This is a genomic window from Methylacidiphilum sp. Yel (assembly GCF_004421185.1).
GTDB lineage: Bacteria > Verrucomicrobiota > Verrucomicrobiia > Methylacidiphilales > Methylacidiphilaceae > Methylacidiphilum.
The window spans coordinates 1-23,505 of record NZ_LXQB01000058.1; the positions used below are offsets into that span (position 1 = coordinate 1).

The 23,505-nt window shown below is 43.1% G+C and carries 25 protein-coding genes, 1 tRNA gene and 2 pseudogenes; 21 read left to right on the forward strand and 7 right to left on the reverse strand.

Features of this window, described 5'->3' with window-relative positions; all coding sequences use genetic code 11:
- Positions 1-264, reverse strand: a pseudogene (locus A7Q09_RS11335) (recombinase family protein); the annotation flags it as partial.
- A gap of 70 nt (positions 265-334) precedes the next feature.
- Here A7Q09_RS11335 and A7Q09_RS08255 point away from each other — a divergent pair.
- Complete coding sequence (locus A7Q09_RS08255) at positions 335-634, forward strand: hypothetical protein (protein WP_134390990.1); 300 nt, start codon at positions 335-337, stop codon at positions 632-634.
- A gap of 423 nt (positions 635-1,057) precedes the next feature.
- On the forward strand, positions 1,058-1,633 hold the full coding sequence (locus tag A7Q09_RS08260) for a hypothetical protein (RefSeq protein ID WP_134390991.1): 576 nt from the start codon (positions 1,058-1,060) through the stop codon (positions 1,631-1,633).
- A 4-nt stretch (positions 1,634-1,637) separates the two neighbouring features.
- On the opposite strand, the gene A7Q09_RS08265 is transcribed toward A7Q09_RS08260, so the two are convergent.
- From A7Q09_RS08265 to queD, 3 genes are all read right to left on the reverse strand, one after another.
- Positions 1,638-1,710, reverse strand: a tRNA-Ala gene (locus A7Q09_RS08265).
- Positions 1,711-1,792: 82 nt separating this feature from the next.
- A complete protein-coding gene (gene lysS / locus A7Q09_RS08270; protein WP_134390992.1) occupies positions 1,793-3,253 on the reverse strand; it encodes a lysine--tRNA ligase in 1,461 nt (486 codons plus the stop codon).
- Between the two features lie 39 nt (positions 3,254-3,292).
- Entirely contained in the window at positions 3,293-3,655 is a 363-nt protein-coding gene (gene queD / locus A7Q09_RS08275; RefSeq protein WP_134390993.1) for a 6-carboxytetrahydropterin synthase QueD, read from the reverse strand.
- Between the two features lie 128 nt (positions 3,656-3,783).
- Here queD and A7Q09_RS08280 point away from each other — a divergent pair, with 128 nt between their 5' ends.
- The 5 genes from A7Q09_RS08280 (at position 3,784) to A7Q09_RS08300 (ending at position 7,123) form a co-directional block, all read left to right on the forward strand.
- Positions 3,784-4,716, forward strand: a complete 933-nt coding sequence (locus tag A7Q09_RS08280; RefSeq protein WP_134390994.1) for an aldo/keto reductase — start codon at positions 3,784-3,786, stop codon at positions 4,714-4,716.
- A 29-nt stretch (positions 4,717-4,745) separates the two neighbouring features.
- Positions 4,746-5,027 (forward strand): DUF167 domain-containing protein, encoded by a 282-nt coding sequence (locus A7Q09_RS08285; protein WP_134390995.1) that lies wholly within the window; start codon positions 4,746-4,748, stop codon positions 5,025-5,027.
- Positions 5,028-5,041: 14 nt separating this feature from the next.
- Positions 5,042-5,896: a signal protein PDZ gene (locus A7Q09_RS08290; RefSeq protein WP_134390996.1), complete on the forward strand. Its 855-nt coding sequence runs from the start codon at positions 5,042-5,044 to the stop codon at positions 5,894-5,896.
- Positions 5,897-6,073: 177 nt separating this feature from the next.
- Complete coding sequence (locus A7Q09_RS08295; RefSeq protein WP_134390997.1) at positions 6,074-6,820, forward strand: hypothetical protein; 747 nt, start codon at positions 6,074-6,076, stop codon at positions 6,818-6,820.
- 57 nt (positions 6,821-6,877) lie between these two features.
- On the forward strand, positions 6,878-7,123 hold the full coding sequence (locus A7Q09_RS08300; protein ID WP_134390998.1) for a hypothetical protein: 246 nt from the start codon (positions 6,878-6,880) through the stop codon (positions 7,121-7,123).
- A 35-nt stretch (positions 7,124-7,158) separates the two neighbouring features.
- Here the strand turns inward: A7Q09_RS08300 and A7Q09_RS08305 are convergent, their stop codons facing one another.
- The 3 genes from A7Q09_RS08305 to ispE all read right to left on the reverse strand — a co-directional run bounded on the left by A7Q09_RS08305 (position 7,159) and on the right by ispE (position 10,015).
- A complete protein-coding gene (locus A7Q09_RS08305; RefSeq protein WP_134390999.1) occupies positions 7,159-7,848 on the reverse strand; it encodes a radical SAM protein in 690 nt (229 codons plus the stop codon).
- Positions 7,849-7,906: 58 nt separating this feature from the next.
- Positions 7,907-9,091 carry an NAD(P)/FAD-dependent oxidoreductase gene (locus A7Q09_RS08310; RefSeq protein ID WP_134391000.1) on the reverse strand — a complete coding sequence of 395 codons (1,185 nt, stop codon included), beginning with the start codon at positions 9,089-9,091 and terminating at the stop codon, positions 7,907-7,909.
- Between the two features lie 63 nt (positions 9,092-9,154).
- Positions 9,155-10,015, reverse strand: coding sequence for a 4-(cytidine 5'-diphospho)-2-C-methyl-D-erythritol kinase (gene ispE, locus A7Q09_RS08315; RefSeq protein WP_134391001.1), 861 nt, complete (start codon positions 10,013-10,015; stop codon positions 9,155-9,157).
- Here ispE and pyrF point away from each other — a divergent pair.
- The 14 genes and pseudogenes from pyrF to iscB all read left to right on the forward strand — a co-directional run bounded on the left by pyrF (position 10,014) and on the right by iscB (position 23,118).
- The gene (gene pyrF / locus A7Q09_RS08320; protein WP_134391002.1) at positions 10,014-10,709 is read left to right on the forward strand and encodes an orotidine-5'-phosphate decarboxylase; all 696 of its coding nucleotides are present in this window, start codon (positions 10,014-10,016) and stop codon (positions 10,707-10,709) included. The two genes, ispE and pyrF, sit on opposite strands and share 2 nt — an antisense overlap.
- Before the next feature lie 109 nt (positions 10,710-10,818).
- On the forward strand, positions 10,819-12,465 hold the full coding sequence (locus A7Q09_RS08325) for an AAA family ATPase (RefSeq protein ID WP_244228619.1): 1,647 nt from the start codon (positions 10,819-10,821) through the stop codon (positions 12,463-12,465).
- 22 nt (positions 12,466-12,487) lie between these two features.
- Complete coding sequence (locus A7Q09_RS08330) at positions 12,488-14,035, forward strand: proteasome accessory factor PafA2 family protein (RefSeq protein ID WP_134391004.1); 1,548 nt, start codon at positions 12,488-12,490, stop codon at positions 14,033-14,035.
- Positions 14,036-14,051: 16 nt separating this feature from the next.
- Positions 14,052-14,261 (forward strand): ubiquitin-like protein UBact, encoded by a 210-nt coding sequence (locus A7Q09_RS08335; protein ID WP_244228620.1) that lies wholly within the window; start codon positions 14,052-14,054, stop codon positions 14,259-14,261.
- The gene (locus tag A7Q09_RS08340; RefSeq protein WP_134391005.1) at positions 14,258-15,094 is read left to right on the forward strand and encodes a proteasome subunit alpha; all 837 of its coding nucleotides are present in this window, start codon (positions 14,258-14,260) and stop codon (positions 15,092-15,094) included. Before A7Q09_RS08335 ends, A7Q09_RS08340 begins: the two co-directional genes overlap by 4 nt.
- Positions 15,095-15,258: 164 nt before the next feature.
- The gene (locus A7Q09_RS08345) at positions 15,259-16,026 is read left to right on the forward strand and encodes a proteasome subunit alpha (RefSeq protein ID WP_134391006.1); all 768 of its coding nucleotides are present in this window, start codon (positions 15,259-15,261) and stop codon (positions 16,024-16,026) included.
- A gap of 44 nt (positions 16,027-16,070) precedes the next feature.
- Entirely contained in the window at positions 16,071-17,462 is a 1,392-nt protein-coding gene (locus A7Q09_RS08350; RefSeq protein ID WP_134391007.1) for a proteasome accessory factor PafA2 family protein, read from the forward strand.
- Positions 17,463-17,470: 8 nt separating this feature from the next.
- On the forward strand, positions 17,471-18,784 hold the full coding sequence (gene ffh, locus A7Q09_RS08355) for a signal recognition particle protein (protein ID WP_134391008.1): 1,314 nt from the start codon (positions 17,471-17,473) through the stop codon (positions 18,782-18,784).
- A 106-nt stretch (positions 18,785-18,890) separates the two neighbouring features.
- Complete coding sequence (gene rpsP / locus A7Q09_RS08360; RefSeq protein ID WP_134391009.1) at positions 18,891-19,148, forward strand: 30S ribosomal protein S16; 258 nt, start codon at positions 18,891-18,893, stop codon at positions 19,146-19,148.
- A gap of 101 nt (positions 19,149-19,249) precedes the next feature.
- Positions 19,250-19,957: a tRNA (guanosine(37)-N1)-methyltransferase TrmD gene (gene trmD, locus A7Q09_RS08365; RefSeq protein WP_134391010.1), complete on the forward strand. Its 708-nt coding sequence runs from the start codon at positions 19,250-19,252 to the stop codon at positions 19,955-19,957.
- Entirely contained in the window at positions 19,944-20,288 is a 345-nt protein-coding gene (gene rplS / locus A7Q09_RS08370) for a 50S ribosomal protein L19 (RefSeq protein WP_134391011.1), read from the forward strand. The genes trmD and rplS overlap by 14 nt, the downstream gene beginning before the upstream one ends.
- Before the next feature lie 42 nt (positions 20,289-20,330).
- A complete protein-coding gene (locus A7Q09_RS08375) occupies positions 20,331-20,969 on the forward strand; it encodes a ribonuclease HII (protein ID WP_134391012.1) in 639 nt (212 codons plus the stop codon).
- Between the two features lie 139 nt (positions 20,970-21,108).
- Positions 21,109-21,573 (forward strand): YraN family protein, encoded by a 465-nt coding sequence (locus A7Q09_RS08380; RefSeq protein ID WP_166791963.1) that lies wholly within the window; start codon positions 21,109-21,111, stop codon positions 21,571-21,573.
- 285 nt (positions 21,574-21,858) lie between these two features.
- Positions 21,859-23,118: pseudogene (gene iscB, locus A7Q09_RS08385) on the forward strand (RNA-guided endonuclease IscB).
- Positions 23,119-23,505: the final 387 nt, after the last annotated feature.

The following is a 23,505-nucleotide window of genomic DNA, read 5'->3' on the forward strand; positions in this document are numbered from 1 at the left end:
AGTTCATGCCAGAACCCAGGTCCGCGATCAGCTCGAATGTCCAGCCTTGCCGGGGGCACAGAACAGCTCATGAACCTGTTTTTGCCCTTCCAGATCGTCCTTCTGGTCGTGACTGGACACACGGGCATAGGCGGCAATGGTGCGGCCTACCTTCTCCGGCGCATGAAATTGGTCTGGCCGAAGCTGCGCAAGGTCGTAGCGTCGTCGCCCACCTGCTATGGGTTCATCGGGTAGGAGATTGTCCTCGCGCTCCCAGCGTCGCAGTGTTTGCGGTGCAACCCCAAAGAATTCGGCGGCCTATTGAATGCTGACTAGCTTGGGCGACAGGTTTAGAATGTACATTTATGAGAAGGAAAAAGTAACTTGTATAGAAACTATTCAAGCCCTACTTAATTCGGAGCTTCCTGATCCTATATGTATAGGGTCAAGTGCCAATCCTAGTAGGGGATATGATCCTACCCATTGGTTAATATTGGAATTGAAGAAAAAGATGCATTGGTTACATTGGGTGTTGCCATTGTTTTATCCTTCTGTTAGGATTTTTCTTTTAAAACTGCCAAATGTCACTCGACTGCACAAAAGAAGATACCGTTTTCTACTGGTTCCAGAAGATCATCAAGGGTGCCTTTATTAACCTTAAAGGCTTCTGTAAATAGGGAAATAAGTCAGTTTTTTCCCTATATTTTCAATTTCCATTTCCTTATTTGGATCTAGATAGTCCACTTTCCATTCTTCCTTGGTACGGAAAAGCTCAGTTGTGAGTTGTTTAAGCTGAGAAAGACTGGTTCTTCAAACCTCTTCGCCAAAGAGTCAAGAAAAACAGTCGAAATTTTAGAATGATACATTTTAATAACCATCTCCACCTTTTAAATCACTCTGCCATTGAATATTACAATTGTCTCTTACGTATTTCTCTAAAGATCTTTGCTTTAACATTTAACTAGTCTTTTAAACATCAATAGATTATAAAAATATTTTTAAAAAACCCATTTTTTTCTTTACGAGTGGATTGTAGAATACTATAAATGTCATCACATTAAATACTTCTTATGACAACATGAAGCTATTCTTTTATCCTTTTCTCGTATGGCTTTTCGGATGGATCTTTGGGTTATCTTCTCCTTCTTTTGCTGATTGTGGGCATGTGTGCAATAAAAACGCAGGTCGTTTTAAGTGTCCTGTAATGGAAAAAGAGGGCTATTCGGTGCATATGGATCTTTATACGCAAAAATCCATTTATCAGGGCCAAACCTTCTGTGATAATGTACCTGATCCGGGTCAAGCCACTATTGTTGTTGATTTAATCAGTGATAAAGCAAGAACGGCTTCCGTGGCTGTGAAGCTCTTTTCGGAGAATAACAAGCTGCTGAAGTCAGTGGCCTTTCAGTCGTATCCGAGTGGTACCATTTCCTTGCCTGTTTATTTAGGGAAAGGCAGGTACCGGTTGGAAGTGATTCTAAAGGATAAGCCAACAAACAATCAGCTTGCTTTTGATTTTCCCATTACGGTAGCAATAAAACCTTGGAATTATTACTTTGTGGAAAGCAAAATGGGTATTTTGCTATGGGCCACGAGTGTAGCCATGGTTTTAAGTTTCTCTTTATTTCGCCTGGATAGGGCTATAAGGCGTTAAACTCTGGAGGTTAGGGGATTCGAACCCCTGACCTTCTCATTGCGAACGAGACGCTCTACCAACTGAGCTAAACCCCCTCTTTCTATATATTCAATACAATCTAGTCATTAGAGAAAATGCAAGCAAAATAGAAAAGCTAAAGTAGAAGCAACATGATTGTTATTTTTCCTCTTTTGGCCGAAGGAGTGGAAAAAGAATGACATCACGGATTGATTCTTGACCGGTTAAAAGCATAGTCAATCGATCGATCCCCATTCCGATTCCTCCTGCGGGAGGCATACCGTACTCTAAGGCCAGAAGAAATTCTTCATCAATTTTCTGCTTTTCTTCTCCCACCTGTTTTTCAAGCCGTTCTCTCTGCACAATCGGATCATTTAGTTCGCTATAGCCCGGCGCCAGTTCCTGACCGTTAACGATCAGCTCAAAAACATCAACGAACTCTGGCTTCAGCTTATTTTGTTTGGCTAGTGGTACTAGATCTGCAGGCAGTTCTGTAACAAAAAGTGGACCGATTGTTCGAGCTTCGACTAATTTTTCAAAAAGATGTCTAGCAATATCACTTTCGGTAAATTCTTCTTTGGCTTCGATCTCAAACTCCATAGCAACCTTTCTTTTTTCTGCCTCATCTAAAGCAAACCAGTCTTTGCCAATGGCTTCGCTAAGCACCTCTCTGAACGGTTTTTGTGGCCACGGAGGGGTCAGATCTACCATTTTATTTTCCGCTAAATGCTTAGAGACTGGAAACTGCAGGGTACCAAAGACGCATTGGGCCACGTGTACAATGAGCTCTTCGAGCAGTTTTGCCATCGAGCGGTAATCTCCATAAGCACAATAAGCCTCTAGCATCGTAAACTCAGGATTGTGTTTTCTAGAAATGCCCTCGTTCCGAAAATTCCGGTTTAGTTCGAATACTTTTTCGAATCCTCCGACCAAAAGTCTTTTCAGATAAAGCTCAGGTGCGATTCTTAAATAAAGGGGAATACCAAGGGCCTCGTGAAAAGTTTTGAATGGATTGGCTGCTGCCCCTCCGGCTAATGTTTGCATCATAGGGGTTTCGACTTCTATAAAGCCTTTTTGGTGAAGAAAATGACGGATTTCTTTAATGATCTGGCTACGATTAAAGAACACTTTTTTGACTTCAGGATTCATTATTAAATCCAGATATCTTTGTCGGTATCTGGCTTCAACATCATGCAGCCCATGCCACTTGGATGGGAGAGGGCGTAGCGACTTTGAAAGAAGCTGCCAGCTTTTCACTCTGACGGTCTTTTCCTTTGTTTTTGTAAGAAAACACTCTCCTTCTACTCCAATAATATCTCCAATGTCCAAATGTTTTAGCTGATTGAATGCTTCTTGGCCAACTGATTGCGGATTGGCATAAATCTGCATTTTTGCGCTTTGATCCTGCAGATGGGCAAAAAAGCTTTTCCCCATATCCCTGATGGAAAGGATGCGGCCTGCGATCCGAACGGACACGTTCTCGACGAAAGTAGTAATAATGGCTTCAATCGGTTGGGTATCGGGATAAGGCCCTCCGAATGGATCAATTGCTTGGGATTTCCAATAGTTCAGTTTTTCCTTCCGCAGTCTTAGAAGTTCTGATTCTTGAGTTAAAGACATAATGGTTAGTTCCTCTTTTCTGAAAAGTTCTTCTATAATCTATTCTCCTCTGTATATACATCGTGTTCTGGCTGTTTCCTGAACGGTGATTTCATAAAGTCCAGGCAATTTATCCTGAAGCTTTTTCCAAAACCACCCAGCCATATTTTCTATGGTTGGATTTTGGAGTCCTTCAATATCATTCAAATAGCTGTGATCGAGCTGCTCGATCAAAGGAATAACAGCCTCGGAAATTTTGGCATGATCATACAGGATGCCTCGGCTAGGGTCTACTTCTCCTCGTACGGCCACAGTAAGCTTAAAGCTATGACCATGAATCCTACGGCATTTGTGGCCTTCGGGGAAAGAAGGTAAAGCCTGAGCGGCTTCAAAATCAAAGTCTTTAGATAATATTACTTGCATGCAAATTTTATGCTTGGTTCATTTTGGACAAATGCGCAAACAATCAATAAAATAGAAAGTAATCGATTTTTAAAAGCTTTTTGTGCAAAGTGTACCTATAAACGAGTGGAGTTCAAAAAGAAACGTCTATGGAATATACAGTTCTTGGCAAAACAGGTTTCAAAGTTTCAAGGCTAGGAATTGGAACCGCTGAAATAGGCTTTGAACATATGCAAACAGCAGCCGTTTCTGAGTTGCTGCTCTTTGCTTTGAATCATGGTATTAATCTCATCGATACAGCCCGGGGCTATGAACAATCTGAAGAGCTGATTGGCAAAACGGTTGCTCATCGAAGAAGAGATTTTATCCTTGTCACGAAGTGTGGCTATGGCGAGGTGGAAGGCAAAGAGTTTTTACCTCCTTGGTCTAAAGAAAAGATTGCGGCTTCAGTGGATCAGTCTTTAAAAAAACTGCGCACCGATCATATCGACATTATGCTTCTGCATACTTGTTCAAAAGAAATTCTGGAGAAAGGAGAAGCTCTGGAAGCTTTACTCGTAGCCAAAGAAAAAGGGAAAATAAGGTTTGTTGGTTATTCTGGAGACAATGAGGAGGCCATCTACGCTTTGAGCCTTCCTGAAATTGATGTATTAGAGATGAGTTTGAATGTGACCGATCAGAAGAATCTCGAAAAAGTTTTACCGGAAGCCAAAGCTAAAAATGTGGGTATTTTAGCAAAAAGACCCCTAGCCAATTGCCCTTGGAAGGATCCTACGGAATTGAGCCCTTCCTATGCTAGGGAGTATGGGGCTGAATACAGGAAACGGTTTGAGCAAATGCAACTAAAACCGGAAGATTTTGGCATAGAAAAAAAGGATTGGCCCAAGTTTTTCTTTCGTTTTGTACTTTCTTTTCCGGAAGTGCATTCGGTTATTGTTGGTACAACAAAGCTAGAGCATCTCTTTAAGAATATCGAAACGCTACAAGAAGGCCCTCTAGAGCAGTCGATACTCCAGAAAGTTAAAGAGGCTTTTTGGAAAGCCGAACAAAACTCTGCAAGCCCTTGGCTTGCGCAAGGGTAAGAGGGGAGAAGAGAGAGAGGCGTCTTTTTATGGCTTCGGCACGACTGATGATCAAAGTGTTAGCCAACGCAAAAAAAACTGAGGTGGTTGGCATGCATGGTGAATCGATTAAAATCAAGCTTTCGGCTCCACCCGTGGAGGGAAAAGCGAATGAACTGCTTCTTACTTTTCTTTCTGACCAGTTGGAAGTCCCCAAAGGGTTGTTACGTATTGAAAAAGGAGAAAAAAACAGGCTCAAAACAATTGTCATCGATGAATGGGTAAGGAAAGATAGCCCACAAGACTTTCTCCTGAAAGCAAAGGTGAGGTAACAGGAGGAGGAACGATGAGCGTTTGTTTTAGATGCTTTATTCTAAGGCAAAAGAAAATTTTCTGCTTCTTTTTTCTTCTCTTTTTAGTCTTTCCTTTTTCTTTAGTTTCTTCTCCACTAAAATTTACGCCTGAACTGAAGGATTGCCAGCTTTTTATAGAAGATGAAGAGGGGGTGCATCCAAAATACCCCTTCGTGATCAATGCGTACACGATCATTCCTCCAGATGCTCTGCTACGAGTGATTTATGTAAAGCCGCAGATGGATCTTCTTTCCGGTAACCCTCAAACAGTTGAAGGAGAAGGGGGAGAAAAAGGGGGATTAGCTGCAGCCGCTTCTCGGTCCACTCCGGCCTTAGAATCTGAAGGAGCATTCCATACGGATAGTCCTGAAGAAAAAGAGATGAAAATGATCCATCAGACAGTATGGAAGACAGGACTAGCGTTTTGCCAGGCTTTTGATTTTCTTGATGCGGATGATTTAAGAATTATCTTTCAAGAAAAAGGCAAAAAGTCTTTTAAGGATGAACCGGTTAGCTTTCCAGAAGGCATGATCCTTGCCCAAATCGATTCGAAGGTCTTTGTGGTAGCTCTAGAAGTGGGGGGAAAAGGCTACGAATACGGAATGAAATCTGGGGATCAGATCCTGGCTATCAATGATGTAGGGATTAATGGTGGTCTTTCTGATTTTTTGTCTCTGTATAGAAAAGAGAAATTTGGGCTTACTGGAGCTAAAAAATCGATACGTTTTCTTGTGTCAAGGCAAGGGGAAAGCAACCCCATAGTTGTGTCTATACCACTGCCTCCATCGCTTCAAGGAAGCATCCTGGATGAACCTTTTGTGACTGAGCCAGTTAAAAAAAGAAAGTGATATTTTTTCTGTTTAAAAATTAATATTTTTTTTCCTACCAGATATTACCAGTGAAATTGCATTATTGACACTCTTAAGAATTCATGGCATAAAATGCGTGCACATTCTAGAAGAGGAGAAAACATGCGAAAAAAAGAACATACCTTTTTATAATAAAACTTTGGCAATCATTTTTCCATGTTTATCGGTAGATTTTTATCCGTTGTTGTTTTTGTAGGCGTTGTTGTATCGGCAGTTTTTGGTCTTCTTATTGTCAAACAAAAAAATCAGTTCAAGGCTGAATATGCACGCACCTCTGAAGAGTTGAAGAAAACGAGCGAACAGCTAGAAGAATCAAAAGTCTTGCTAGAGAGGACTTCAAAACACTTAGAGGAGGTTAAGGCTGAACTTGCTCAGGAAAGAGAAAGAGCTCAAAAGCTTGATAACGATCTTAAAGAAACCCAAAGTCAACTTGCTGATCTCCAACAGAAATCGGAGAGCAGTTCATCGATGGCCAATCAGCATAAATCCGAATTAGATGCTCTGACAGCTAAGCTTGAAGAAGAAAAGAAAGCCAATCAGGAAGCCTCAGAAAAAATAGAAAACTTAGTCAAAGAAAAACTTGCTTTGGAAGATAGTATAGCTCGGCTGACCAATGAATTAAACAAGTTCAAGCAAGCCTCTCCTGCGGTTGCACGAGCTGTCTCCATGAGGACTGGCATTCGTGGTAAAGTGGTTTCGGTCAACCGGAACTGGAATTTCGTCGTATTGAATATTGGAGAAAAAGATGGATTAGTTGAAAATGGAGAGCTTGAAGTCTTCCGCAACAAACAATTTCTTGGAAAGATAAAGATTGTCTCTACAGAACCTTCCACAGCTGTTGCTGATATTGTAATGGATTCGCTTAAAGGAAACATTCAGCCTGGAGATGATGTTTTAAATTAGAAAAAAAGAAAAAAATATTTTTGATTTCTTTCTTAAAAAAAGCAAAACTGGTTTGCTATGAAAGCGAAAATGTTGAATTTACTTTGGGTTGTGTCCCTGTGTGTCGTCATGAGCGTTGTGGGAGGCTGCGCATCAACTTCAAATTCTACTACCCAACAAGCTAGCCAGGATTCTTCTAAATCCAAAAAGAAGAAGCAGAAACAGGAAAATGTCACTTCCATGCCTTGGAACACCCCTCCTTCATGGCAACAAAATGGACAGGCTGGCTCGTATATGGGAGGAATGCCAGGGGCAGGATTCTGAAGAGCTTGAGGGACTGCCAATTAAGAAGTTATTTATTACACTCCGCGTGCTTCCGGATGCCATATGTATTTGTGGATTTGAAGTCCCAGTCTAACATTTAACCTATCGGCTAAAATCCATTCGGAGAGGATCCGTGGCTCTAGTTCGCCAAAAACAGGAGAAAAAGTGATTGCTTTAACTTTAGTGAGTCGTTCTTTTTCTTCTTTTAGTTTGGTCTTTGCCCATTGGTAATCTTCGTTATTCCCGATGACAAACTTCAGTTCGTCTTTTTCCCCAAGCCAATCAAGATTGGCTAGCAAGTTCTTTTCGCTTTCTCCACTTGATGGGCATTTCAAATCAACAATCCGATGGACCCTTGGGTCTATTTGGCGGATGGACAAAGAGCCGCTGGTTTCCAAAAGCACTTGATAGCCAAGATCGCAGAGCAAGCGGAGCAGGTGCAGAGTGTTTTTTTGAAGGAGCGGCTCTCCTCCAGTCACTTCTACAAGTGGAATGTTAAATTTTTGAATCTGATTGATGATGGCCTCGATAGGCAATAGTTTGCCTTCTGAAAAAGCATACGTTGTGTCGCACCACCGGCATCTCAAATTACATCCGGTTAGTCTTATAAAAGCACAAGGGTAGCCAGCAAAGGTACTTTCCCCCTGGATGCTTAAAAACAGTTCGTTTACCACAAGTTTCAGCTTAAAAACCTCTTCCCTCGGAAGGAACGTAATGCCATCCATCCAGAAAAAAATAAATCCAGAAGCAATTTTAGCAACAAAAGCCTATAAGAAAAAGCGGCTAATTGAAGGAAATCCTATGAGAAAGCACTTGAAGATCAGCTGCCACCCCTTCGCTTAAAATAGCTCTTGCTTCGGGCACCTTCCCTGGGATATTCCATAGTAGCACCCCCATAAGTTTCGAAGAATCATGATAGTAAAGCACGCCTTTGGAATAATCCGCGTTCCAAAAAGAGATAACAGGAAGGTTCCCATCGGCTATGCCCACACTTTCGTAAGAAAAATTGAAAAAATCGGAGTAGAAGGAAGGAATATGATCATAAACAAGAGGGTTTCCAGCCATGGCTTTGCCTGCACATTCTCCCATTTTTCTTGCATTATCTTCATGTTCTACCCTCAGTCGCTTCCCAAGTGTTGGACAATAAAAATTAGCCACATCCCCGGCTGCGTATACCCCTTCGCAGCTCGTTTGTAGATATTCGTTAACAACAATACCGTTTTCTACTTTGATGCCCGCCTCTTTGGCTAAATCAACATTGGGGATAATCCCAAGGCCTGCCACAACACAATCAAAAACAAGTTCCTGGCCTGTGGAACTGACAATTATTTCTTTTTTCCCCTCTTTCCTAAAGTCTTTAACAGATTGATTAGGGTAGAGGCGAACTCCCTTTTGTTCAAAGAAGGCGTTGAGCCGAAGAGAAAGCTCTAAAGGAAATATCCGACGGCCTATTCCTTCTTCCAAAAAGATCATGCTGACTTTTTTCCCAAGCTCGCACAAACAGGAGGCAATTTCAGTTCCAATAAATCCCCCGCCAATAATCCCAAAATGTTCTGCCCTTTCTGTTATTTCCCTAAGCTTGTAATAATCAGCAAGATCACGGTAATAGATGATGGATTGATCTTTAAAAGGCAGCGTTCTTGGTCTTCCCCCTGTTGCTATAAGAAGCTTTTCAAAACTATACGTTTTTTCCTTATCCGTATACAGCCTGCGATTGGAAAGATCAAGAGCTATGGCTGTTTCTCCAAGAAAAAGATCCGCTTTTTTTGACTCGGTTCGACACCATATCCGTTGAACCGGCTTTCCTTTCCACAACCCCTTGGAAAGAGGGGGACGAAGATAGGGTGGATATGGCTCCTGAGAGATAATACCGATGGCTTTATTCTGGTCGATTGAACGAATGGCACGAACCGCAGCATCCGCTGTCATCCCTCCGCCGACAATAAGATATGGATAATGAGATATCATAGCAGTATTGTGAAAAGAAACACAGAAAAGATCAAAACATAATTTTTTCAGCTTAAGAAGAAGCTAAAACGACTCGAGGATTTCAAAAGAACGAATCCAACAACAGGATCCTAAGTAGTTTTTAGCCTCCTGGATGAGCGACTCAAAAAATTGAGGATCTTCTTGACGAAAAAGGGCAAAGAGAGAGCTACCACTGCCGCTCATCAGGCAAAGTTCTGGGTGGAATCTACCGATGAGCCAGTTTTTGAGAGTTCCTAACCAAAGATATTTTGAAAAGACGACTTGTTCGAGGTCATTGAGGGGTTGATCAATCGTTTCTGGGTCTGGTGGATGGAGGACGCCATGGTCCAACAGCTCTCTATATTTCCTATATGCCCAGGGAGTTTGTATCGGAAAGCCTGGATAAAAAAGGATGCCCTTGCGTGGATAATGAATGGTTGCTGGTTGGAGCTTTTCTCCTCGGCCTGTACAAAGAGCTGGTTTTTTTAATAGAAAGAAAGGCACGTCACTGCCCAGCTGGGCAGCTAATTGAAAAAGAGAATCAATAGAATCTTTTATTCCAAATAGTTCTTTTAGAGAAAAAAGAACTGTAGCCGCGTCACTACTACCGCCTCCAAGCCCAGCACCGGGAGGAATCACTTTGGTCAGTTTTATCTTTAGGCCTGTTCGTATGGAATAATGAGATAAAAAAAGCAGGGCCGCTTTGAATGCAAGATTGTTCGCATCTTTTGGAACATCGAAATGACCGCTAGTCTCCAATTCTATGCCACTCTCTGTTAGTTCGATGTAAATATTATCACCAATAGATATCGGTGCCATGAGGGTTCGAATCTCATGGTAACCATCCTGTCTTTTTCCAAGAATACGTAGTCCAAGATTGATTTTTGCCGGAGCAAAGCTATTAATATAAGATAAAGTGTCCATGGAATTAAAACCAATTATTGCTTTGGATTTATCCGATGTAGTTGAGGCTTTGAATTTGGTTCATTTGTTAAGGCCGCTGATCGATTTTTTTAAAGTAGGCAGTCAGCTTTTTATGGCTGGAGGAGCTGATATTATCAAGAAAATTATTGATAACGGTGCCGACGTCTTTCTTGATCTAAAATTTCATGATATTCCTAAAACTGTTTTTAGAGCAGTTTCTGAAGCTGTCAAGCTCAAAGTAAAGTTTACAACGGTTCATGTTCTAGGAGGGGAAGAAATGCTCAGGGAAGCGGTTGCAGCAGCTGCTGGAAGTTACACAGAAGTCATTGGAGTGACTGTGCTGACGAGTGCTGAGCAAAAAACACTGGAAAGAGTTGGCATTGATCGGTCGGTTGAAGAAGAAGTTCGGTTATTGACTGGCTTGGCACTTGAGGCTGGGCTCAAAGGCATAGTCTGTTCGGGCAGAGAGCTAGTGACTGTTCGAAAACTGGAAAAACAGCCTGATTATATCGTAGTGCCTGGGATTAGATGGGAAAAACTGACTGGGGACGATCAGAAACGGACCATAGATCCGCAAGAAGCTGCAGCCTTGGGGGCAACACACATTGTAGTCGGTAGGTCCATATTGCAAGCTAATGATAAACTAGGGTTGGTGCGAAAATTGCTTAGTGAACTTAAAAAGGATAAATTATAGGAAAAGCTTAATGTAGAAAAAAATAACTTTTTTGCATGAAAACAAAACCATTGGTATTGTTTGAAACATGGCAAAAAAAGTTAAAGACACTGGAATGAAGGACACCTCTATGACATTCGAAAAACTTGATTCGCTGTCGACCCTCCAAATAGTTGATCTGCTTGGGCAGTCTCTAGTCAATGATGCTTTCAGCAGGGAAGCCTTTTTTTATCTGAGGAAGCGGGTGGGGGATCTAGAAGAGACCTGTGATAAGGCAAGAGACGTTATTGAAAAGCTTAATGAAGCTGTTGAAAAGCTTTCATCTCCAGCCAATCGCGTAGGAACACTTTTAGATCTTCCTAAAAGTGACGTAGGGCTTGTGGCTCAAGGAGGTTCTGAATTCTATTGTCTTATTGATCCGCGTTTAAAAGGGGAAACATTGCTTATTGGCACAAGGGTACTTTTAAATGAAGCCTATGCTATTGTAGGGGACTTGGGTTTTGATGCTTCAGGACTGATTGTAAAGATCTTGGATGTTTTACCAGACAATCGATTAAGGATTAGTCATGAAGGCAGCTTTGGTACGTTCATCGTCATTCGCTCTTCCCCACTGATGAAGGAGAGGTTGAAGCCGGGATTAGAAATTCGATTAGACCCCTCTCATCGAGTGGCGATCGAAGTGGTAAAGTCGACGAAGACTTCATCGAAGCTGCTAGAGAGAGTACCAGAATTACCATGGGAGAAAGTCGGTGGACAGAAGCAGGCGATTGAAGCGATAAAGGATGCTGTTGAGCTTCCTTTCCTTTATGCTGATATTTTTGCCAAATACAAGCACAATGTGCCTAAAGGATTTTTGTTGTACGGGCCGCCTGGATGCGGTAAGACACTTATTGGCAAAGCTACGGCGTATAATCTGACAAAAAAGCTTCGAGAAAAGACTGGGGAGGAGAAGCGAGAATATTTTATGCATATTAAAGGCCCTGAAATCCTCAACATGTGGGTCGGTGAATCTGAAAGACAGGTTAGAGAGATTTTTGAACAGGCCAGAGAGCTAGCCAAGGAAGATTATCTTCCTTTTATTTTCATTGATGAAGCTGAATCGATTCTTGGGACTCGAAGAGCGGGAAGATTTAATAGCATTTTAAATACACTCGTTCCGATGTTTTGTGCTGAAATGGATGGGATTGAGTCGATGCGACAGGCAGTTATTATTCTTGCTTCTAACAGAGCTGATCTCATCGATCCGGCCATCTTAAGGCCTGGAAGAATTGACAGGAAGATCAAAGTCAACAGACCAGGCAAAGAAGAAGCAAAGGAAATTTTTAGGATCTATCTCACTGAAGATCTTCCTTATGATGCGAGCCTTATGGAAAGGTTTGAAGGAGATCCGAAGAAAGTGATCGATTTTCTTATCGAAAAGGTAGTCGAAGAACAATACGCTCGAACGGATCGCAACCAATTTTTGGAAGTGACTTTAAGAAGCGGTAAAAAAGAATATCTCTACAGGGGCGATCTGAATAGTGGGGCTATTATTGCTTCCATTGTAGAAAGAGCAAAGGGTATGGCTATAAAAAGAACCATTGTTGATCCTCTTCAGGGAGGGATGCGACTAGAAGATCTCCTTTGTGCCTTGGAAGAAGAATACATCGAAAATGACATATTCCCTCCTTCAGATATTACTGAGGATTGGTTGAAGCTTGTGGATTATGACCCACAGAATGTTGTAAAACTATCGCCGATTATGCCTAGAAAAAAGATGGTTTCTGGAGTAGTATAGTAAAAAAAAGATGTGAAGTTTTATGGAAAAAAAGAGGCTTGTGCCCTGGTCGGTGTATTTTGGGTTGGAAACTGAATTTGGGATTTCTGTTTTAGAGAATGCCGATATTGATGTTGTCGAAGAGTCGATTCATCTAGTCCGTTCTGCTTCTCAGCTTGGCAGTCCCAACCTTTGGGATTATACCAAAGAAGATCCCCATCAAGATGCTAGAGGGTTTCGGGCAAAGGAATTGCGGCAGGATGCGGATGAAGCCAACTTTTTTTCTCAAGATCGACAAAGACCCTACAGTTTTGAAGAAATAAAGAGTGATTTTGTCCTGCGCAACGGGGCTAGACTCTATAACGATCATACCCATCCGGAATATTCCACAGCGGAATGTTCGACGCTGATCGAACTGATTGCTCAGGACAAAGCCGGAGAAAGAATATTGGAAGAGTGTGCCAAGGCTTCCAGTAAAAAAAGACGCCATACCGTTTGCATGTACAAAAACAATACGGATTTTGCTGGGCACAGTTACGGATGCCATGAAAATTATTTGATCCCTCGTCTCATTCCCTGGGATAGGCTTGTCGAAGGCATGCTTCCCTTTTTGATTACCCGCCAGATCTATGCGGGAGCAGGAAAACTTGGATGGGAAAGAGAAGATCATGGTATGCTGGGGGGGTATCAGATCTCACAGAGAGCCGATTTTTTCACCGAGCTTGTGGGCATTGATACGATGAATCGCCGGCCGATCATCAATACTCGGGATGAACCCCATGCCAATCCAAAGCTTTATCGAAGGTTCCATGTGATTCTTGGCGATGCGAATCTTTCAGAATTTTCCACTTGGCTCAAGGTAGGGACTACAGCTTTAGTCTTGGAAGCGTTGCAGTATGAGCGTATCCCTAAAAGATTCTTTTTGGCTGATCCGCTTTATGCGCACCGTAGCATATCGCGTGATCCGAAATTCCGCTGGGAAATAGAACTAGCACAGGGAGGGAGGACGACGGCCATTGAACTGCAGAATGAATATGCAGATTGGGTTGCTCGTTATGTGGATTTAGATCATCCAGAAAAAGAAAAAGTATGGAAGGCATGGAAAGAGACCCTTCGTACTTTGTCATCCAATCCCTATGAGCTGAAGGACCGATTGGATTGGATGGCTAAGTTCTGGTTACTGCAGACATTTAGAGAGGATCAGAACCTTTCTTGGGATGATCCTTGGCTTCAAAGTCTTGATCTAGAATATCATCTGGTTGATCGGAGCCGAGGCCTGTTTTACGCTTTGGAATCTGCAGGGGATATTATCCGCTTAACGACTGATGAAGATATTTGCCAGGCTATACAACAGCCTCCTTCCTCTTCTCGGGCCTTTGTTCGAGGCAAATGTATCCAGAGATTTTCAAAGGATCTTATTAACGTCCAATGGGATTATATTGCTTTTCGGTTCAATGGGCAGACCTATAGACTGGATTTAGCATCTGCTTTTCCAGGAGTGGATCTGGAGGTCTATTGCGAAGTTATCGATAATGCTAAAAGCGTAGGAGACATCGTAAAGAACTTGAATTTGAAGCCCATGGGGAATTGATTAAATTGTACAAACGATGAAAAACAACATGGAGGTAATCATGCTCATGCCTGAGCAAGGACAGAAAAACAAACAGATGATTCCGACTCCAGGACCAGGAGGAGGCAGTGGCCCTGGGCCACAGGCTCCACAAGTAGAAAAACCGAATACAGAAGAAATTCTTAAGCGCATGCGCAAAGTCGACCCTGACCAGGCGCGCCGCTACAGGCAGAGGACTGGAGAGTGAATCAAAACCCACATCTAAGGTTTTCTTGGCCTGTTGAAGCGGGCAGAGAGGAAAGACTGAAAGGCGATTTTGTGTCGTTACTGAAAGAAAGTGGTATACTCTTTCCTTTCTCTGCTCCGGCTGAACTTCCCACAAAGCCGACTTCGGAAAGGTTATGGGTAGAATCAACAACGATCTTAGCCTTTTATTATAAAGAAGGAGTGATTGTAGCAGGGGATCGGAGGGCAACGGCGGGTAATCTTGTAATTCATGAACGAGCAGAAAAAGTGATTTCGATTGATCGAAATACGATTTTAGCCATAGCGGGTACGCCGGCAACTGCTTTTGAGATTGCCAGAGTCCTTCAGCATTCCTTTGAGTTTTATCGAAGAAGCCAGCTTCAACCTCTTAGTGTTGCTGCCAAGGTAAGAATGGTTAGCAAGTTACTGAAGGATAACATGGCTTTATCCTTGCAAGGCATTGGAATTGTGGTGCCATTGCTTGCCTTGGCAGATCCTTTCGGTAAGGAGGAACCGACTATTTATTTTTACGATGCTTTGGGAGCTCAGTTTCAGACCGTGGATTTTGCAGCCTCTGGATCTGGCTCTCCTGCTGTTCGAAGCATTCTGCAGTATATTAACCGATGGAGTGGAAAGCCAAGTATAGAAAGGAATGAAGAAGAAGCTATAAGGCTTGCCTTACAGCTATTAGATATTGCTGCCGAGTCGGATACAGCTACTGGGGGGGTCAATCGAAGGAATAGAATCTATCCGCAGGTAAAACTCTTGAAAAAAAGTGGCGTGGTTGAAATAGCTCAAGAAAGGCTAGCAGAATTATTTGCTGAAGCCGGATAGCTTAAGTAGTTCCTATAGTCTTTTGCCTTTTTTAGCATTGTGCTTTCACTATCTTTTTTTCCCCTCACCAACTTTTAATCATTATGCTTTCTTTGAACATCGACAATAGAAGGTTTTGTTTTTAATCTATAAAAACCTTATATAAAGTAAAAGGAGATAATATTGTGATAGAGGAGCCTTACAGATGGCTTGAAGCCATAGCCAACAGAAGGGAGTATATTGAGGATCAACTGCAAGCTGCGCTGCCACTGGCTGTTGTGAATGGTGAGCCAGGGATAATCATTGCGACGAAAAGAGTAGGCACCCCTAAAATATATGAAATTTACGATCATCTAGCTATGGGCTGTATAGGCCATCCGGCGGATATGGAAAAGATTAGGCAATCGGCTATTGAGTTGGCTCATCTGGAAGGCTTTACAAGATCTAGAGAAGATGTTTCGGCTCGGCGGATTGTGACCTACAGTCTGGCGGTAGGCCTTAAAAATGCATTTGAGCAGATTTTTTCTGCCCCTTTTCTTTTTAGGTGTTTGTTCGTCGAACTTGGAGAAAAGCTCGAAAAGGACGAAGGATGGATTGTCGACTATGATGGAAGCTACTGGACCAGTTTTGGCAGGGATATGAGCAAAGGACTCTTGATCAGTGGCAAAAAGGAAATAATGGAAAAGTTCCGGACAGAAAGAGAAAGCCTTGGCCTGTTAGAATTTAAGAGCATTAATGAAATGGTTCTATATGCTATAAAGCTAATATTGTGGGCATCTGAGACGGCATCTTTGAAAAGCTCTTTGACAGAGGGAGTTCGATCGGTTGAAGAAAGGATGGAAGTAACTACGCTTGCAGACTATGAAATTGTGCTCATGGATAGAAACTATTATGATCGTCAGAGTTTTACGGTTGGCAATGATGCTTTGTTGGGCTTCTCCTCATCTTCATAGGAGGTAGTTTTGGAGCTTATTATTATAAAAAGGATGATTTTTCAATGAAGCGAATCGTAGGCATCGAAACCGAATATGGGTGTCTGTTCAATCATGGGGCTGATCCACTATCGGTTCCAGAACAGGTGAAAGATTATCTTATTTTAGAAAAAAAAATTGGTTTAATTGATATTCATGATAGGGACTATGATGAGCCCGCAGGAAATGGAGGGTTTTTGTTCAATGGAGGTAGGCTCTATATCGATATGGGTCATGTGGAGTATTGTACTTCGGAGTGCAAAAATCTTGCCGATCTTGTGGCTTCTGATCATGCAGGAGAGCGATTGTTGCAAACGGCTTTGGATGAATTGGGGTTGAGTGAGAGCGTTTCTTTTATCAAGAATAACATCGATCATTATACAGGGGCAACCTTTGGTTGCCATGAAAATTATCTAATTCGGCGTAACGCGCCTTTGACCCAGCAAAACGTGGAATCCCTGTTAGCATTTCTTGCGATTAGAGGACTGATGGTTGGAAGTGGTCGGGTGGGCAGTGTGTTGACTGCAAAAAAATACAATAAGAAGGATGGCAAAACCGTTCAATTTCAAATCATGCAGCGGGCAGATTACATACAAACCGAAATTTATGAATGGGTTCAATTTAACAGAGCGCTGATCAATGCCCGCGATGAACCTTTGAGCGATCCCTGTAGATTTCGCAGACTACACCTGCTATTGGGTGATTCCAACATTCTTCCCTTTTCTCAAGCTTTAAAAGTAGGAACCACCTCGCTTGTTTTAGATCTTTTAGAATGCCGAATGCTGCCAAAGATCGCTTTTGTTGATCCCGTAAAAACGATGCAATCGGTTTCTCATGCAGCCACTGCGGATTGTTTGATTGAATTGGCTGATGGGAGAAAGTGGACGCCTGTGGATGTGCTCTCTGAGTATTATCTTCAGGCTGAAAAACTGGATGAAAAAGATGAAGATGCCCTGTGGGTTTTAAAAGCTTGGAGAGAAGTGCTGGAAGGATTAGCGGGGAATCAGGAAAAGCTTATTGGGAAAGTGGACTGGATCACCAAGCGCTATTTGCTAGAATCTTTTTGTAGGCATGAAAAGATAGCTTGGGATGATCCTTGGCTCGATAGTTTGGATTTAGAATACCATCAGATCGATAGGAAAAAGAATTTTGTGTGGCTTCTTCCTAATACTAGTTATGAGGATCTTGCTTTACCCGCATGGCCACAGAATAACTATCTTGCGGAACCCCCAAGAAATACAAGGGCTTATGTTCGCAGCCTGCTCATGAGACAGTTGGCCAAAGAAAATGTTTCCTATGTGATCGATTGGGATTATGTTCAAATAGGTAATTCGAAATATTATTCGTTAGATGATCCCTTTATCTGCGTTATGCCAAAGACTACAAAACGGCCTTATTTTGATACAATCCATTGGTAGATAATTTTATGTTGGAGCTTTTACAGCAAAAACTGCAGTCGCTTTTTAAGAATCTGAGAGGCTATGGAAAACTCAGTGAAGAGAATATTTCTGGAGCCATAAGGGAAATTAGGCTGACTCTTTTAGCTGCTGATGTTCATTATCAGGTCGTTAGAGATATTTGTGAAGAAGTCAAACAAAAGGCCCTAGGTACAAAGGTCTTGGAAAGCATTCGGCCTGGGGACTTATTCATCAAGATTTTTCATGATGCTCTCATTGAATATCTTGCTTCAGAAAAGCAGGGATTATTGAGTGAACGGCCTTTAAGAATATTGCTCTGTGGGTTAAACGGGTCTGGAAAAACGACCACTGCCGCTAAACTTGCTTTATGGTGCAAAAAGAATAAGGAAAGAGTAGGGCTAGTGGCAGCGGATCTGACGCGACCAGCTGCTAGAGAGCAGTTAACCAAGCTTGCTTCGCAGATTGATGTTCCGGTATATGTTCCAGAAAAAGAGGAAAAAATAGAGGCTTTCCTTTCAAAAGCCCTAGAGCAAACAAAGCAAGATCGGTTATCAGTCGTCATTTATGACACGGCAGGGAGGCTAGATTTAGACGAAGAGCTTCTTAAAGAATTACAGCTTGCCTATTCTGTGGTTCTTCCTCAAGAAGTCCTTCTTGTGATTGATTCGGCAACCGGCCAAAAGGGGGTCGACATCGTAAAGGCTTTCCTTGAAAAAATTCCTGTTTCGGGATTAATCCTTTCGAAATTTGATGGGGATGCCAGAGGGGGAGCTGCTTTTTCTGTTAAGAAACTAACAGGACTATCCGTTTTGTTTTTAGGGACAGGAGAAAAGGTCGAGGCTTTTGAGTTGTTCCGGGCGGAACGATTGGTCGATCGGCTCTTTGGATTTGGAGATATTGTTTCTTTTGTTGAAAAAGTGGAAGCCCAGATAAAAGAACAGTCGCTTGCCGAAATCGAAAAGAAGATACGTTCTAAGCAATTCGGATTAGACGACTTTCTTGTCCAAATGCGAATGCTTAAAAAGCTTGGACCATTGGACCAACTTTTGTCTTATCTGCCAGGATTCCCAGGAAAAGGACAGATTGAGATTGATGACAAAAAACTCAAAAGGATTGAAGCCATTGTCCTTTCCATGACTCCGGAAGAAAGAAAAAATCCTGATATAATCAATGGTAAAAGAAAATTAAGAATAGCTAAAGGCAGTGGGACCACTGTTCCAGAGATCAACGAGTTTTTAAGACGATTTGAATCTGTCCGAAAACTAATCAAAAAGTTTTCTTCTTCTAAAGAAGGCTTCAATTTTCCTTTTTTTAAAAACTAAAGCTTGTGTTTTATCTTTCCGTTTATATAGTTTATTTTTTCTTTAGATTGATGTTTGGTACGAATCAATAGAGTTTTTATCAATAATTTCATAAGGAACGATAGCTATGGCTGTAGTAATAAGATTACGTCGGGAAGGGAAAAAAGGTAGGCCTGTTTTTAGAATTGTTGTAGCAGAAAAGAGGTGGCCTGCTAATGGCAAGTATTTGGAAGAAGTTGGATTTTATGATCCAATGGCTGAAGAACCAAATTTTTACAGACTTAAGATGGATCGAGTGGAATATTGGCTTCAGAAAGGAGCAAAACCAACGGAAACAGTCAATCACCTTATAAAGAAAGCATCAAAGAACATTGCCGTTCATTGAAGGAGATTTGCAAACTGGGGATTTTTTTGTGGTTAAAATGGACCGGCCCGTAGATAGAGAAATAAGCAATCGAGAAAAGACCCATTCTTTTCTCTGGTAAAGTGAGAATTGACATAATCACCCTGTGTCCTAAAATCATTGAGGCTGCATCGGGAGAAGGAATTTTAAAACAAGCTATCAAAAAAGGGCTGTTAGGTCTTTTTATCCATCAGTTGAGGGATTATGCAAGGGATAAACATAGGACGGTAGACGATAGGCCCTATGGAGGGGGTCCTGGAATGGTCTTGAAATGTGAGCCAATATTTGATGCTATGGAAGCCATTGGATATGATAAGGAAAAAGATACGGTTATATTTCCTTCTCCTTCCGGCCTTCGGTTTAGCCAAAAAATGGCCGCCCACTTAGCAAGTCAACAACGGTTGATTTTTATTTGTGGACAGTATGAAGGGGTGGATCAGCGGGTGATAGATCAGCTTGTAGACTTAGAAATTTGTATTGGAGACTATATACTCAGTAACGGGACGATCGCCACCCTTGTTATTATAGATAGTGTGGTGAGGTTGATCCCAGGGGTTTTAGGCAACGAAAATTCGGTTATTGACGAATCTTTTAAAGATATGTTACTTGAAGCTCCCCAATATACCCGGCCAAGAAAATTTAGGGATTGGGAGGTTCCAGAGGTGCTTCTGTCGGGAAACCACAAAGCAATCAATTTATGGAAAAAACGGCTAGCGGAAGAAAAAACTGAAAAATTTCGAAAAGATCTGTGGGAAGCTAAGAAAAAGGAGACTCAATATGAATCTGATTGAAAAAATTGAATCAAGTCAGCTAAGAAAAGACATCCCTTCCTTTTCTCGGGGAGATTTTGTTACGGTGATGACCAAGGTCGTGGAAGGAGAAAAGGAAAGAATCCAATCCTTTTCTGGCATTGTCATTAGTCGAAAAGGGAGGGGAATCAATGAGTCTTTTATTGTCAGAAAAATTAGTTATGGAGAAGGGATCGAGCGGAATTTTAAATTGCATTCTCCTACTATAGAAAAAATCATTGTTGAAAAGAAGGCTCCTAAGCTAAGAAGGGCAAGACTCTATTATTTACGGAAACAAAAGGGCAAAGAAGCGATGCTTGGGATGAAAAAATGAAATAGGGAAATAAGGGGAAAAAAGCTCGTTCTTTGGCTCTATATGGCTCCCCTCGATCTGACTTTCGAAAAGAAACTCTCTAGTGACGGGTATAGGCTTATAGCAGGAATTGATGAAGTTGGAAGGGGTGCTTTGGCTGGGCCAATCGTTGCGGCAGCTGTGATTTTGCCACTGGAGCTACCTTTCCATCAATCTTTGAAAGATTCCAAGAGCGTAGGAGAGAAAAAAAGAGAATCGGTTGTTCGATGGCTGATCAAAGAAATTGAAATAAAGTATGGTCTTGGTTTTTCCTCGGTCGAAGAGATAGAAAAGTGCAATGTTCATAACGCAAGCTTGTTAGCCATGAGAAGAGCCGTCTGTTGCCTTGATGTCGAACCTGATCTTCTTCTAATAGATGGGATATGGAATTTACCAGGGATTGGAATTACCTCTCTACCCATTGCTCAAGGAGATGCTAAAGTAGCATCTATTGCTGCCGCATCGCTCGTTGCTAAAGTAAGCCGAGACCTGTGGATGACGAAGCTTGGATCTCTCTATAGAACTTACGGATGGGATAAAAACAAGGGATATGGTACTCCTTCTCATTTTGAAGCAATAAAAACAAACGGATTGAGTCCTTTTCATAGAAAATCTTTTTTTAGGAAAAGAGAATTTTTTGGTCAATATGAGGACTATTTGTAAGAAAAGGCAGCCTTTTAGACCCTCATCCTAACGCTTTTTTTTTATAGGGTGTCTTAAAAATTAGAAGCGTCGTACTACTTAGAAATAACTCATAAAATATCATCGGCCTACTATTTAATACTAAGAAATGATTGTGTTCATGGAAAGGACCTTTTTGCTGCCTCTGCTTCGGCTGCTTTCCTTAAAGCAAGATCCACTGAATGCTCAGCGTTGGGTGGAGAAACGAGCCGAGAAACTTGCAACAAGTTTTCTTCGAAAAATAGGATTTACTATCCTTCTAAGAAATGTAACGATCGAAGGATACAAACTTGATCTTGTATGCCGAGAGAAACAAACCCTCGTGTTTGTAGTAGTGAAAAGCCATTATTCAGCCATATTCGAAGAATGGCCCATACAGATAGATCAAAAGGAAAAGAGCCGCCTGATTGCTGCTGCCTATAGCTATTTGAAGCTTTTAAAGGAAGCTTCCATACCTTTTCGTTTTGATACTGTTGAAATTTTATTCTTAGAAAAGAGTTTTCCAAAGGTCATTCATACTCGGAACGTTTTTGGAAGAGAAACTCATGCTAGTCAACTGCCCCTCCCTAAAGGGCGGAGCTTGTGAAAGTAGGCTAGGTTGACCAGGGAAAGCGGTAGTCAGTCCGCTATGTTTGCAGGCGGGTCGTCGAGACGCACCGGCGAATGCTTTCTAGAGTTCCCCTCTCTGCAAGGTGAGGATCATGCTGGGCAAAGGGGAAGGCCCGAAGGTTCAGACCGCATCCGAAAGGATGGAGCCGGTTGCAAACCTTCCCGAGGGGAGATAGGCAGCGATGCCCGCGTTACAAGTCTCCGTAAGGACTGAGAATAGAAAATGGCAGTATTTGAGTTGGACAAACGTCTGAAGCCTCTGATGCCGTGCTTGGAGAAATGGGCACGTCTTCTGTTGAGCCGTGGCCGGGTGCGGATCCACCGGATGGTCCCCTTTACCCTCCGGCTGGTGGATCGCTTGGTGGAGCATTCCACCTTGCAACCTCTATGATTGAAACTGGACCCTGGCCGTAAAACGACCGGGCTGGCACTGGCAGGAGAAAACGAAACGGTGAACACAACCACTGACAAGCTTATGCGTGCCCTCCCTATGATCATGCTATTGGAGCTGAAGCATCCTGTACAGGCTATCCGGGATGCGCTGACTAGTTGCCACGCTTTCCGGCGCCGGCAGCGGGGGAAATTGAGGTATCGTCTGGCACGGTTTGACAACCTAGCCAGGCCGGACGGGTGGCTGGCACCCAGTCTGCGGCATCGAGTGGATACCACGATGTCCTGGGTCTGGCGCCTGCTGCGCTGGGTGCCGGCAACGGCTGTGTCGCAGGAACTGGTGCGCTTCGAGACCCAGGCGCTGGAGAATCCCGAAATCTCCGGAACGGAGTACCAGCAAGGCACCTTGTTTTGGCTACGAGGTGCGGGAGTATCTGCTAGAGAAGTGGGCCGAAAGTGTGCGTACAGCGACGGGCAGAACGTACCTCTGGAGATCGAACACATCCAGCCTAAATCTTTTGGCGGCAGTGACCGCGTGAGCAATCTTATGCTGGCTTGCCGTCCCTGCAACCAACGTAAAGGCAACCAGCAGCTGAAGCAATTTCTCGCGAAACCTCCGGAGCGGACCCGAAGGATACTGGCGCAGGCCAAGGCTCCGTTGCGGGACGCAGCGGTGAATAGCAGCGGGTGGGCATTGTTCCAGAGACTCAAGGCGAGGGGCCTGGAGGTCGAAGTCGCCAGTGGTGGCCGGACGAAGTGGAACCGGCGTCGGTTCAGTATCCCCAAGACCCACTGCCTGGAGGCGGTATGCGGAGGGCAGGGGGATGCGATTTGGAATTGGCAGCAGCAGGTATTGCAGGTGCAGGGCAGGGGATGCGGCAGTTACCAGCGCACACGCCTGAGGAGGCAAGGGTTTCTGCGCGGATACCTGACCCGTAGCAAAAGCGCCTTTGGGTTCCAAACGGGCGATCTGGTGTGGGCCGTAGGCACGACCGGAAAGAAGGTAGACGCCTACCTGGGACGTGTCGCCATTGGTGCCAGTGGCAATTTCAACATCCAGACCGGAAACAGGCTGGTGCAAGGGCAGGCAAGCACTGATTCTGCACCTTGTTTGGCGGGCAGATGGGTATGAGTATTCGTGGACCTAGATAGCATTGGACAAAGGAGACGGCGGGAACCGGGGCGGCTCGCGCCGCCCCACTATCCCTCCACGGCCTGAATGCCAGAGTTTCCCGCGCAAATCGATGAACCATAAATAAATCTATTGTATAGAGGAATACCAACACTTCCACAGATATTCTGGTAGGGGCGTTAGTTTGGCATTGCAAAAGACTGTCAAAGTGGCAAAAAAAGAAGATATTCCTCCCTCCTTTTAGCTTCCGGAGCTAGCTTAGAATATTGACATCCTCCCCATGCCTAAAGGCAGGGGATTCCTGGAGATAACTGACCAGATTTAGCCAGGGCAAGCTCTCCGATGAGGGTGTTGAGGTTTTGATAGACCCTGACACTCTCATCGGCC

Excerpts from the sequence above, each read along its gene's own strand:
- A7Q09_RS08280 (WP_134390994.1), top strand. The coding sequence starts at position 3,784 with ATGGAATATACAGTTCTTGGCAAAACAGGTTTCAAAGTTTCAAGGCTA.
- A7Q09_RS08335 (WP_244228620.1), top strand. The coding sequence starts at position 14,052 with ATGAAAAACAACATGGAGGTAATCATGCTCATGCCTGAGCAAGGACAG.
- lysS (WP_134390992.1), bottom strand. The coding sequence starts at position 3,253 with ATGTCTTTAACTCAAGAATCAGAACTTCTAAGACTGCGGAAGGAAAAA.
- A7Q09_RS08310 (WP_134391000.1), bottom strand. The coding sequence starts at position 9,091 with ATGATATCTCATTATCCATATCTTATTGTCGGCGGAGGGATGACAGCG.
- ffh (WP_134391008.1), top strand. The coding sequence starts at position 17,471 with ATGTTGGAGCTTTTACAGCAAAAACTGCAGTCGCTTTTTAAGAATCTG.
- rplS (WP_134391011.1), top strand. The coding sequence starts at position 19,944 with ATGAATCTGATTGAAAAAATTGAATCAAGTCAGCTAAGAAAAGACATC.
- A7Q09_RS08290 (WP_134390996.1), top strand. The coding sequence starts at position 5,042 with ATGAGCGTTTGTTTTAGATGCTTTATTCTAAGGCAAAAGAAAATTTTC.
- A7Q09_RS08330 (WP_134391004.1), top strand. The coding sequence starts at position 12,488 with ATGGAAAAAAAGAGGCTTGTGCCCTGGTCGGTGTATTTTGGGTTGGAA.
- A7Q09_RS08255 (WP_134390990.1), top strand. The coding sequence starts at position 335 with ATGTACATTTATGAGAAGGAAAAAGTAACTTGTATAGAAACTATTCAA.
- A7Q09_RS08295 (WP_134390997.1), top strand. The coding sequence starts at position 6,074 with ATGTTTATCGGTAGATTTTTATCCGTTGTTGTTTTTGTAGGCGTTGTT.
- A7Q09_RS08285 (WP_134390995.1), top strand. The coding sequence starts at position 4,746 with ATGGCTTCGGCACGACTGATGATCAAAGTGTTAGCCAACGCAAAAAAA.
- queD (WP_134390993.1), bottom strand. The coding sequence starts at position 3,655 with ATGCAAGTAATATTATCTAAAGACTTTGATTTTGAAGCCGCTCAGGCT.
- rpsP (WP_134391009.1), top strand. The coding sequence starts at position 18,891 with ATGGCTGTAGTAATAAGATTACGTCGGGAAGGGAAAAAAGGTAGGCCT.
- pyrF (WP_134391002.1), top strand. The coding sequence starts at position 10,014 with ATGGAATTAAAACCAATTATTGCTTTGGATTTATCCGATGTAGTTGAG.
- A7Q09_RS08350 (WP_134391007.1), top strand. The coding sequence starts at position 16,071 with ATGAAGCGAATCGTAGGCATCGAAACCGAATATGGGTGTCTGTTCAAT.
- ispE (WP_134391001.1), bottom strand. The coding sequence starts at position 10,015 with ATGGACACTTTATCTTATATTAATAGCTTTGCTCCGGCAAAAATCAAT.
- A7Q09_RS08260 (WP_134390991.1), top strand. The coding sequence starts at position 1,058 with ATGAAGCTATTCTTTTATCCTTTTCTCGTATGGCTTTTCGGATGGATC.
- A7Q09_RS08325 (WP_244228619.1), top strand. The coding sequence starts at position 10,819 with ATGACATTCGAAAAACTTGATTCGCTGTCGACCCTCCAAATAGTTGAT.
- A7Q09_RS08305 (WP_134390999.1), bottom strand. The coding sequence starts at position 7,848 with ATGGATGGCATTACGTTCCTTCCGAGGGAAGAGGTTTTTAAGCTGAAA.
- A7Q09_RS08300 (WP_134390998.1), top strand. The coding sequence starts at position 6,878 with ATGAAAGCGAAAATGTTGAATTTACTTTGGGTTGTGTCCCTGTGTGTC.
- A7Q09_RS08380 (WP_166791963.1), top strand. The coding sequence starts at position 21,109 with ATGGAAAGGACCTTTTTGCTGCCTCTGCTTCGGCTGCTTTCCTTAAAG.
- A7Q09_RS08375 (WP_134391012.1), top strand. The coding sequence starts at position 20,331 with ATGGCTCCCCTCGATCTGACTTTCGAAAAGAAACTCTCTAGTGACGGG.